General features: G+C 29.3%; 11 protein-coding genes. 1 reads left to right on the forward strand and 10 read right to left on the reverse strand.

Annotated features, from left to right (window positions below; translation table 11 throughout):
* Positions 1 to 953: aminoacetone oxidase family FAD-binding enzyme (locus Q0V15_RS08830; protein WP_297438099.1), on the reverse strand; the 953-nt coding region annotated here is incomplete at its 3' end.
* A gap of 196 nt (positions 954 to 1149) precedes the next feature.
* Between Q0V15_RS08830 and Q0V15_RS08835 the strand changes: the two genes are divergently transcribed.
* Entirely contained in the window at positions 1150 to 1869 is a 720-nt protein-coding gene (locus Q0V15_RS08835) for a carbonic anhydrase (RefSeq protein WP_297438101.1), read from the forward strand.
* A 53-nt stretch (positions 1870 to 1922) separates the two neighbouring features.
* Here Q0V15_RS08835 and Q0V15_RS08840 read toward each other — a convergent pair whose 3' ends face one another.
* The 9 genes from Q0V15_RS08840 to Q0V15_RS08880 form a co-directional block, all read right to left on the reverse strand.
* The gene (locus tag Q0V15_RS08840; protein WP_297438103.1) at positions 1923 to 4577 is read right to left on the reverse strand and encodes a calcium-translocating P-type ATPase, PMCA-type; all 2655 of its coding nucleotides are present in this window, start codon (positions 4575 to 4577) and stop codon (positions 1923 to 1925) included.
* Between the two features lie 67 nt (positions 4578 to 4644).
* The gene (locus Q0V15_RS08845; protein WP_297438105.1) at positions 4645 to 5274 is read right to left on the reverse strand and encodes a TerD family protein; all 630 of its coding nucleotides are present in this window, start codon (positions 5272 to 5274) and stop codon (positions 4645 to 4647) included.
* Between the two features lie 19 nt (positions 5275 to 5293).
* Complete coding sequence (locus Q0V15_RS08850; RefSeq protein ID WP_297438107.1) at positions 5294 to 5866, reverse strand: TerD family protein; 573 nt, start codon at positions 5864 to 5866, stop codon at positions 5294 to 5296.
* A gap of 29 nt (positions 5867 to 5895) precedes the next feature.
* Positions 5896 to 6525 (reverse strand): TerD family protein, encoded by a 630-nt coding sequence (locus tag Q0V15_RS08855; RefSeq protein WP_297438109.1) that lies wholly within the window; start codon positions 6523 to 6525, stop codon positions 5896 to 5898.
* Positions 6526 to 6614: 89 nt separating this feature from the next.
* On the reverse strand, positions 6615 to 8306 hold the full coding sequence (locus Q0V15_RS08860) for a toxic anion resistance protein (protein ID WP_297438111.1): 1692 nt from the start codon (positions 8304 to 8306) through the stop codon (positions 6615 to 6617).
* A gap of 27 nt (positions 8307 to 8333) precedes the next feature.
* Positions 8334 to 9860, reverse strand: coding sequence for a YceG family protein (locus Q0V15_RS08865; protein ID WP_297438113.1), 1527 nt, complete (start codon positions 9858 to 9860; stop codon positions 8334 to 8336).
* Positions 9861 to 9940: 80 nt separating this feature from the next.
* Positions 9941 to 10711, reverse strand: coding sequence for an HAD family hydrolase (locus Q0V15_RS08870; RefSeq protein WP_297438115.1), 771 nt, complete (start codon positions 10709 to 10711; stop codon positions 9941 to 9943).
* 12 nt (positions 10712 to 10723) lie between these two features.
* A complete protein-coding gene (locus Q0V15_RS08875) occupies positions 10724 to 11788 on the reverse strand; it encodes a cysteine protease StiP domain-containing protein (RefSeq protein WP_297438117.1) in 1065 nt (354 codons plus the stop codon).
* A gap of 3 nt (positions 11789 to 11791) precedes the next feature.
* Positions 11792 to 12081, reverse strand: a 290-nt coding sequence (locus Q0V15_RS08880; protein ID WP_297438119.1) for a TRSP domain-containing protein, incomplete at its 5' end; no start/stop codon positions are given.

A 12081-nucleotide genomic window follows, 5' to 3' on the forward strand; every position in this document is an offset into this window, starting at 1 on the left:
TTAAGTTCTGTAGGTTTAGTTTCTAAAGTATCTGTTAAAGTTAAAACTTCTTTTATAAAGTTTTGAGCCAAAAGCCCCTTCATATTATTTATAATATTCTTACTAGGGTTACTTTTTATAACCTTTGCTACTTCTTCTTTACTCATATCACTTAGGAAATCTAAAGTTATTTCTACTTCTTCACCTTTTAATAATGCCTTATTTACATAAGATGATATCTTAAGAATCCCTGGACCTGTAACTCCAAAGTGTGTAAATAGCATATCACCAGTTTGACTATACTTTCTCTTACCAACCTTTGCTGTTATCACAGCTTCCTTCATTGCTACACCTTTTAAATTCTTAACAAACTCTTCCTTTATTACAAGAGGAATAAGTGCTGCATGAAGCTCTTTTATACTATGACCATGCTTTTCTAATATAAGTTGCATAGAACCATCAGAACCTGTGTTAGGGTGACTTTTACCACCTGTTGTGATAATAACTTTATCACCTTCTATGATTTTGCCACTCTCAAGCTTAACACCCTTGATAACTCCATCTTTAACTATTAAGTCTGAAACAGAACTTCTATATCTAACATCAATCTTATTTGCCTCTAAATCTCTTTCAAAAAGTTCTATAACCTCATCAGCAGTATCACTTTTAGTAAATACTTTTTGATCATATTCTACCTTATATTCAAGACCTTTATCTGTAAAATAATTAAGTAAATCTAAATTTGAAAATGTATAAAATGCACTATATAAAAACTTACTATTAGTAACTACCTTTGGAAAGAAATCTTCAATATCTCTATTATTAGTAATATTACATCTTCCCCCACCAGTTAATTTAAGTTTTCTACCTATTTTCTCATTTCTATCAACTAATATAACCTCATTATTTTTAGCTGCACTAAGTGATGCCATTATTCCAGCAGGACCTGCCCCTATAACTATAACTTTTGCCATTTTAAAACTCTCCTTTTCTAAACAAAATTATGTAAATCTTCCTATACAATTAAACTTAATCTTAGAAACTAAGTAAACTTCTCTTCAATAACTACTCTATTATACTATAAAATACTTTTAAATTCATTTTAAGAATAAACTTAAGGACTATTGGTTATTACTAACTATATAATATTAAATTCTAGGAGGCACACAAATGAAAAAATTAGCTATTGGATTAACTTTAATCACATGTCTTGGAATGGCAGGTTGTTCACAAAAAGTAGTTCCAAAACCAACTATACCAACACCACCAGCAATAACAAATAACATTAGCAAAAATATAGTTGTAGATACAACTGTTACAAACTCTACTCAAGCTATAAACCTACTTAAAGAAGGAAATAAAAGATTTGTTCAAAATGATTCAGAACTTATTAATATAAACTCTGAAAGAAGAAATCTTTTAAAAAATGGTCAACATCCATATGCAACACTTGTATCATGCTCTGATTCAAGAGTAACACCTTCACTTGTTTTTAATGCAGGACTTGGGGAATTATTTGATGTAAGACTTGCAGGTAATATAGTTGATAGAGATGCACTTGGTTCTATAGAATATGCTGTTAACCACCTTCAATGCCCTCTTGTAGTTGTAATGGGACATCAAAATTGTGGTGCTGTAACAGCAACTTATGATGTTGTAGTTAAAGGTGAAAAAGTTGAAGGAAATCTGCAAGCAGTTATAGATGAAATTAAACCTTCAATAAATCCTAAAGGAACAATTAACGATGCTATAAATACTAATATAACAAGAATGGTTGAAATTATAAAAGCTGACCCTGTTATACAAGAAAAAATCAAAGATGGTAAAGTTGATGTTGTAGGTGCTTACTATAACCTTGATGGTACTGTAACTTTTAATAATGGTAAATAAATATTTATATAGCAAAAACCATCTTGAAAATTTCAAGATGGTTTTTATTTTTATTATTTTCTTATAACATTTGCTTCTTTATCTTCTTTCTTAGTAAAGATAGCTTTTCTAAGAAGGTCTATAGGTATTACTGTTATCGCAAATAATACTACTATAACCCAATTCATAAGTGATATTGGTGTACAGTCAAATAATTCTCCACCAACAAATGTTAATGCTATTTGAACTATTACTATTATTCCCATTACTTTCATAAAGCCAGGATTTTCTTTAATATTTTCAAATATATTAAGACTTCCACTTCTTACATTAAATCCATTAAATACTGCTGCAAGTACAAACATAGAGAAATAGGCTGTAGTTTGCATTGTAATGTTAAGAACATCACCATTCATAAATGGTTTAACAAAGTAATCTACTTTTAAGAATACAAAACTTAATATTGTAATCCAAGCTCCTACAAATAGAACCTGACCCATCATTGCTTTAGTAACAATACTTTGATTTCTTGATTTTGGTCTTTCCTTCATATACTTTTGAAGTGCAGGCTCAGAACCAAGCGCTAAAGCACCAAGACCATCCATTATAAGGTTAATCCAAAGTATATGTGTAATACTAAGTGGTTGATCAAGATTTAAGAATGGTGCTATTGCTGAAACTGCAACAGCTGCCACATTTATAGTTAATTGGAACTTAATAAATTTAAGTATATTATTATAAATAGTTCTTCCATATAAGATAGCATTTTCTATTGATTTAAAGTTATCATCAAGAATAACTATATCTGCAACTTCTTTTGCTACATCTGTACCAGAACCCATTGCAAATCCAACATCTGCTCTCTTAAGTGCTGGTGCATCATTAACTCCATCACCAGTCATACCACAAACAAGATTTAACTCTTGTGATAATTTAACCATTCTTGATTTATCTGTTGGAAGTGCTCTTGCTATAACTCTAAGATTCGGAATAATCTTTTTAACATCATCATCTGACATCTTATTAAGTTCATCTGATGTAAGAGCTATATCAGTACTTTCCTGAATAAGTCCACAGTCTTTAGCAATAGCCACTGCTGTTTCCTTTCTATCTCCAGTAATCATAACAACTTGAACTCCAGCATTTTTAACATCTTCTATCGCTATTTTAGCTTCTGGTCTAACATCATCTCTAATCCCAACAAAACCAACAATTACCAATTCATTTGGAAGTTCATTTTCTACAAGAGATTCATCACAATATCCAAATGCAAGAACTCTCATAGCTTTTACTGCAAGAATATCAATCTTTGCATTTATTTTATCAAGGTCTATTGGAACAACATCACCATCTGCATTTATATATTTTGTAGCTTTAGAAAGCAACCTTTCAGGAGCTCCTTTATATACTGTTTTACCATGCATCTCTGATGCTGAATATTTATTTGTTGAGTTAAACTGTTGAACTTTATCAACTTTAACATCTGTATATTTTTCAACTTGTGCTTGTGTTAAGAAATTAAGAAGTGCTTTATCAGTAGCATTTCCACCAATAACTTTTCCACTTGCATCAAACATAGCATCTGTATTTTTAGCTATACATAAAGACATTATTTCTTTAGTATTTTCACTAGTTACATAAGCATCTTTAATATCACCATCAAAGAATTCTACAACTTCAAGTTTACCTTTTGTAATTGTACCTGTTTTATCACTAAATAAAATATTTAATGAACCAGCAGTTTCAATTCCGATAGGCTTTCTAACTAATACATTCATCTTAAGCATTTTTGCTGTATTTTTCATAAGAACTATAGCAATCATAAGAGGTAATCCCTCTGGAACTGCCATAACTACTATAACAACCGCAAGCATTAATGCATCAAGTACATCTCTTAAAATCTCCATATAACCTATAGCTATATAAGCATTAAGACTTCCTGCAACTAAAACTTTATGAACCATAAAGGCTACACCAATTACTGTTGCACCAATATATCCAAATTTAGATATTTTATCTGCAAGATCTGTAAGTTTAATTTTAAGCGGACTATCTACGTTCTCATCAGCCATATCTTCAGCCATTGAACCCATGATAGTTTTCATTCCAACTTTAGTTACCGCTAAAATACCTGTTCCAGCAACTACAACCGAACCTCTAAATAAAGATGACTTATCAACAAATGTATCACCTGTTAACTTAATCTCTTTTTCAATATCAGCTTCCGTATAAGTTTCACTAGCTTTCTTCTTACATTCTTCAGCTTCACCATTTAATGCTGAGTTATCAACACTGATAGCTCCATCAATTAAAATACCATCTGCTGGAATTTTATCTCCTGATTGAAGAATTATATAATCACCTGCAACTACCTCATCTATTACAATTTCAATTGCTTTTCCATCTCTATAGACTTTACATCTATCTTTTTCAGCACCGGCTTTAAGCTTTCTATATTCATTATCCGATGCAACTTCTGTTTTAGCTGAAATAACCGTAACAAGTAATACGGCTATAACAATCCCCACAATTTCTCCAAGCTCTGCATATCCAAACAAAGACATAATGAAAAGAATAACAGCTATTGCTATAAGAAGTTTTATCATTGGATCCCCAAAAGCTTCTTTAAACTTACTAAAAAATGTTTCTGGTGGAGCTTCATGAATTATATTATCTCCATACTTTTCTCTATTTTTGTCGACTTGATCTTTTTTCAATCCATTGAACATAATTTACCCCTAACTTAATTATTTATAAAACAATATGTGAAACTTTCATCTCACATATTTTTTACTCTTATTGATATGTTGCTAAAACTTCATTTAAATCGCCTATTTTACCTTCTCCTAAAGCTTTAAACTGCCACTCAGCCCCTTGTCTATATAACTCTGAGAATATAACTGTTGTAGCTGTTGATCCATTTTCTTTTAAATCAAATCTACATAATTCTTTTTCATTTTGAGCTTCATCTAAAAGTCTTACATATGAATTGTTTATCATTCCAAATGTTTGTCTTTTCTCTCTAGCTCCATGAATTGTAACTAAGAAGATAATTTTTTGTATTGATGGGTTTATAGCAGATAAGTCTAAAGACATTCTCTCATCATCACCATCTCCAGCACCAGTTCTATTATCATCTCCAAGTGTAATTCCTTGACCTGCTTTATTATTAAAGAATATTACATTAGATATATCATTAAATTTATTATTTGCATCAAGTAAAAATGCTGCAATATCTAAATCAAAATCTGATCCTCCAACTGCTATATCCCAACCTGCTCCAAGAATTACTTTTTTAAGTCCTGGATTTCTTTTTGTTAAATCTAAAACATCATTTTTCTTAAGATTTAAAGTTAATCCTGAATTTGCTGGAACTGGATTATTATTTTGCATATTCCCAAAGTTCCCACCTAAATTAATTGCCATCTAAAAACACCTCTTTATATTATTTGTAACTTTCAAATAAAGTTTGTATACTAGCATCCATAAGTTTCCCTATAGCTTTAAACTGCCATTCTGCTCCATCACGGACAAGTTCTGCAAATACTATTGCAGTGTTTTCTCCACCATCATCAGTTAAGTTAAATTTACAGATTTCTCTACTATTTTGACCTTCATCTAAAAGTCTTACATAAGCATTTCTAACTTTTGCAAAGCTCTGTTTTCTTGATTTAGCTTGATATATAGTAACTGCAAATATTATTTTTGAGCACTCATTTGGAACTTTATCAAGTGATACTGAAATTTTTTCATCATCACCTTCACCCTCTCCTGTTCTATTATCTCCATGAAGGTATATCCCTGTACCTCTTTGGTTTCCATAATATATTAGTGAACTTTTACCAGTAACTCTACCATTTTTATCAAGAAGTAATGCCATTAAGTCTAAATCATAATCAGCTTGGAAACTGAAAAATCCTTTTTTCACAACATCCCAACCCGCTCCAAGCATTAAACTTGTTAATCCCGGATTCTTTTTAGTTAAATCTAACACATCATTCTTTTTAAGGTTTAACATAACATACACATCCTTTAATTATAAATTAATTACATATACAGACCAAGTATTCCATTTAAATCTGCTATTTTACCCTCACCAATTGCTTTAAACTGCCACTCATATCCATCCCTGCTTATTTCTGCAAAGACAACCGCAGTAGCTGTTGAACCATTTTCTTTTAAATTAAACTTACAAACTTCTCTTTCATTATTCTTAGCATCAAGTAATCTAACATATGAATTTTCTACCATTCCAAATGTTTGTCTTTTACTTTGTGCTTCATGAATAGTAACTACAAATATAATTTTTTGTATATCTGATCTTATTAATGATAAATCTATTTGTATTCTTTCATCATCACCATCTCCAGCACCAGTTCTATTATCTCCCTCAAGAGCTATCCCCTGTGCACTCATATGATTAAAGAATATAATGTCATCTGGAATATGTGCTGCTTTTCCATTTGCATTTAAAAGAAATGCTGCAATATCTAAGTCAAAATCAAAACCATTGTTGGCTACATCCCAACCAGCACCTAAAATAATATTAGTTAACCCTGGATTTTTTTTAGTTAAATTTAAAACATCATTCTTTTTAAGATTTAACGCATTAACATTATTTGAAGAGTTTCCACCATTTGATGAACCACCTATCATACTACCTAAATTAATTCCCATTTTACATTCCTCCTAATCTATTTTAATGAGTATATCACAATAAATTATTCCATAAAAGAACAATATCTGTCAAATTTATTATTTATTTCTTAAGATTCCGCTATATGCTTTTTCATATTAGCTTTAATACTCTCAAGTTGATGTGAGTTTTCTGTTCTTTGCTGTCTATTCGCAGCTTGTATAGCTTTTGTATCTTCAATACCTTTCATTATTGTTTCAAATGATTTTTGAAGAGTTTCTATCTGAACAGAACTTCCTGATGACATTTTTGCAATTTCAACTGATTGTCTTGCTGTATTTGATGCATTTCTTAGTATAAGTTCATTTGTCTTATCATCAAGCTGCTTAATTGACTTAGCTTGAATATCTTGTCTTTTTAAGATTATAGCTTGTGCTAAACATTGCTTAAATATAGGAAGTGTTACTATAAATGATGAATTTATTTTTCTCATAAGATTAAAGTTTGACATTTGAATAGTCTGAATCATAGGTGCTGCTTGAATAGCAACATTCTCAGCTATTTGAAGGTCATAAACTCTTTGAGATAACATATCCTTACTTATTTCAAGTTTTTGAAGCATCATTTGTTTTTCTTCTGGATTTAGACTTGTATCATTAGGTATTTGTTCAAGATACATATCAATTTCTTCAACTGCCATTTCACCAGCAACTATATATTTTTCAAGTATTCTGTAATACTCAAGATTTCCATCATATAATCTTTTTAAATGTCCATTTGCTTCTTTTATGTCATTTTCATATTTCTTTAAAAGAACATATACTTTTTGAACTTCAAATCCCATGCTATCATATTTTTGGAATAATTTAGCAACAGAATCTCCAAGTTTATTAAATAATTTTGCAAACTTTGATTCTGACTTACCTTTTTCAAGTTCTTTAACATCAAATTTATCCATTATTTTTGTAAGACCTACAAGCATTTCACTTGCCTCTTCTGCTTTAACAGCCTTCATTGAATTTAAAAGTTCATCTGATATTTTTGATATATTATCACTAGCTTTTTGACCAAAATTTATTATTGAATTTGTATTGTGTATATCAACTTCACTTGTTAAGGCTTGAACTTCTCTCATTCCTCTAAGTCTTTGCTTATACTCAGTAACCTCACTCGTTACTTGTTCCATACTCATTTCACCACCGGCTGGTGCTAAAGCTCCACCTGTACTCTGACCATACTGATTCATTCCGCTCTGGCTTGCGTCTGCATACCCTTGACTGTTTTGCTGACCATAACTTTGTTGTGGTTGCTGCTGCATTTGCTGATCATGCCCTTGTTGTTGCCCATAACCTTGGTTATTTTGCTGACCATACCCTTGATTATTTTGTTGCCCTTGGTTATATCCACCCATTTGATTATTTTGTTGCCCTTGATTTTGGTTATATCCCATTTGATTGTTTTGCTGACCATAACCTTGGTTATTTTGTTGTCCATATCCCTGATTCATTTGTTGAGCTTGATTATACCCTTGTTGTCCTTGATTATATCCACCCATTTGGTTATTTTGTTGTCCTTGATTTTGGTTATTATACTGATTTTGTCCTTGCATTCCATTATTTTGAGAATTCATATCCATTGAATTTTGATACCCTTGATTATGTTCCATTCCCTGTCCCTGATTCATATCAAACCCTTGACTACTCATCATTTGATGATTCATATTATTCATATTTTGCATTTCTTCAGGTGATGGTGCATTTTGAAATTCCACATCTACCGAATTATTATTTTCTTCTTCATTTCCCTTACCTAAATTGATCATATATACATACCTCCTAAAATTATCTACTTATTTTAAAAACTTTGAGAAAAACCCACTTTTTAAACTCATTATCTTTCTGTAACTTGCTTTATAATCCATAGTTTCAAGTCTATCTATATTAACTATATTATTATTTAATATTCCTGTTATATTCAGAGTTCCTGCTGGATTAAAAATAACTATGTCCATACCTATTGTATAAAGGTATCCAAGAAGCATTAATATATTATCTGTTATTCTATCTTCATTATTTAAGAATATTGTTATCTTTGGAATTGCTGCTGTAAAGTCAAAATTATCTACAAGTCTGACAATCTGCTCATTTAATGTTAAAATTAACATTAAAAGCTTAATCCTTGTTTCTTTGTCTAATTCTTTTGAATATACAGTTTTACCTGAAATTGCTTCATTAAATTTATTTAAAAGTAAATTCTGAACATCTTCACTATAGTTCCCAAATTTATATATTGAAGTTTTTTTAATTTCATTTATATCAAAACTTCCATCACTTAATTGGCAAAACATAAGCTCATACATTTCTTGATTTACTTTTGTTTCATCTGATAAAAATCCACTATTAAAGAAAAGTGTATTTCTTGACTTACTACAACATGATATAAGCTTTTGATACTCCATCATATCTCTATATACACCATCTACCTTTTTAAACATACATGGTACTGTTACAACTTTACCCTTAACCTTAAATCCTGGTCTTACTTTAGCATCCTCATTCCAGTAACTATACATATCATCTGTTATTCCATCAATAAGTATACTTTTTGTGTTACCATCTCTAAACTGCCATGGCATAAATAAACCGGTTCCATCAAAGAGTTGACTTTGAACATCTCTTTGAATTTGCTTTGTTATACTCTCAACATTATCAATTGCTTTCCCATTACTTGCTCTTCTCTCAAAACTTTCAATATTTAAAATCCCCATATATTTTTCACATATACTTAAATTATCTATATCAAGTTCTGTAAAATACTCTTCCTTTAATGGATTAATATAAACAACATCAAATCCCATTTTATATAACATAATTAAAAAGTAAACTGCATGTTTATCTATATTACCATAATATATACATTTAGCATTTATTTCACTACCATAGTCTATATCCCTAAGATAACTATAAGCCCATACTATAAGCTTTGTTATAAAGTTATTTCTCACACTATCATTAAAAAAGCTTTCTTTTTTAAGTGCTAAATTAACTGCATATTCTAATGCATTTAAAAACTTCGCATTTTGTTCTATATTATCTATTATCGTTATATCTTCAGAGGAAAGATTATATATATTCATATTTCCAAGTTCATTATATATATATTGCATCAATTCCATTTCACCTTGCATTGGCAAATCGTTATCAAAAACAAGACATACATTTTCATTTTCACTACATCTTACTTGTAAAGTTTTTATTACATTGTCATAATTATTTTCTTCTTTTACACCTATAAATCTATAAAAACACGATTTAAAGTCAGCATAATTGCTTTCTCTCTCATAGTTTTTTCTAAATATAGTATGTGTTAAACTCATAAGTTCCAATTATTCTTTCTCCTCCTTAACACAACCTTTAGTCTATTTCTATTATACCACTTATAATTACATTTTTTTTATTATCTATTTGTTAATTTATAATAAATAAGCTCTTTTTTTAGATAATTTATCAAATCTTCTGTTGAATAAATTCCTTCTTTGCTAGTTACTGTGGCACTTTCATGTCTAAAGCTTGAATGTTTAGGTAGCACTGCTTTACCTCTTTTAGTAAATTCTATGTCAACTGCACTATCTCCGGCTGTGTAAAGATTCTTAATACTAAATTTATTAGTTAAATAATCTACTGCATATATTTTATCTATTTTCTCATCTATAATGAAAACTTTAACTCCTATATGCATAATATTAATACTCGCCTTAAATTTATCTTTTAAAACATCAAAACAAACTTTAGCTTCTTCTTTTGTGCTACATTTTACAGTTACATAAAATCCCTCTATATTTCTAACTTCTTGATAAATAAGATTCATACCTTTTATATAATCAATTTGTTTTTCTACTTCATTAAAATCTATTAACGACTTAATCTTTTCATTCCAAATTAAATCTAGCTCTCCATTAATATAAATTTGAGCTCCATTTGTACAAATCATAACACGAGGGTTATATTCTTTAATAAAATCAACTCTAAGTGTTTGCTTTATATTTCTCATTGTACAAGGTATAAATTCAAATTCCTCTTCTTTTAAAAGTTCTAAAAAACCATTATAGCTTTCATCAGTCATATATGTTATTTCTCTATCGCCCATATATTCTACACACTTAAACCCTTTATTTTTAGCATGTATTATGGTTCTATCTAAATCTGTTATGAAATGTAGTTTATTCATAATGCCTGTCCCCTATTCTATTATCGCTATTGCTTTATATTCTGAATTTTTATATTCTTCAATTCTTACACCTTTTTGCTCTGCTAACATAACTAATTGCTTTACACTCTTATCATTTTTATCTTTCAGTAATATAACTTTTGCTTTTCTTCTTAAAAGAACCCTGCTAGCTTCACCGATACTAAGTTTTATTTTATTTATATCATGAGTTCCATATATTTCTTTTATATCACTTACAATATTATTTGCATAATCTAAATCTATGCTTTCTAACTTTCCAACTTTTACATCATTTGAAAATCTACTGCTTATTTTATCAATATACATTTGTGAGTAATCCTTGTCTTCTAAATAATTTATATTTATAGCTCCATGAAAATCATCTTTCCCTATATATTTATCATTTAAAATAGTTCTACTTATAAGTCCACTAACAGTTGAATTTAACACCGAGTTTGCTACTGCTATATCATCTCTTGTTCCATAAACCTCACATAACTTTGCAGGATCTGCTATAACAGCTAGGGATGGATCAATATTAACTTTATACATTTCATTAAACATAGATATAGACCTTTGAAGTTCTGTTGTAATTGAACCTTTCCCTGTCCAACCATCAACAAATTGTATATTTCCATTTTTATTTTTATCTAAAATATATTTCATTGCATTCAAATCTATTCCTATTCCTCTTATTATAGAAACACTATAATGCTTTATATCTATATCATATTTAAACTTTAAATATCTTTTAATTAGTATCCCATAAGGTGTTCCAGCTCTAGCTAATGATACTATAACTAAATTTTCACTTTTCACTTTATAAATATGTTCTGCTAAAACACCTACATATTTAGCTATTTCATCTCCATATTCACTAATCATCTCAAAAAATAATTTTTCTATGTCACTATCTGGATTTTCTTCCTTAGATATAAAATTAGAATAACTTATTCCTTGTTTTATATATTCTTCTTTTTCTTTTACACTAATCTCTTTTATTATCCCTGTTAAGTCTTTAAGTAAAAACTCACAATCATTTAAATAACTTCCTTTTATAAGTTTCAAATTAAACACCCCTTATAGCTTAAATATTTCTATATTATCAGTAAGCTTAATATTTAAATCTGTTTCTGTTAAAAATACTACCTTATCATATATACTTTCTATCTCTGCTTTATTATAGAAGTAATATTTTACACCTCTATCATAAAAAGCATGTTTTTCTTTTATAGGATAGCCATCTTCCTCTTTACAATATATAGGACTTCTTGTTGTTGTTTTAAACTTAACATCCCCCTTTATATATGAAGCAACTCTTGATGGTATATAAATATTCTCTCCATGCCCTAAAACTAAAACTTTCTTAT

This window comes from uncultured Clostridium sp., from assembly GCF_947036855.1.
GTDB lineage: Bacteria > Bacillota > Clostridia > Clostridiales > Clostridiaceae > Sarcina.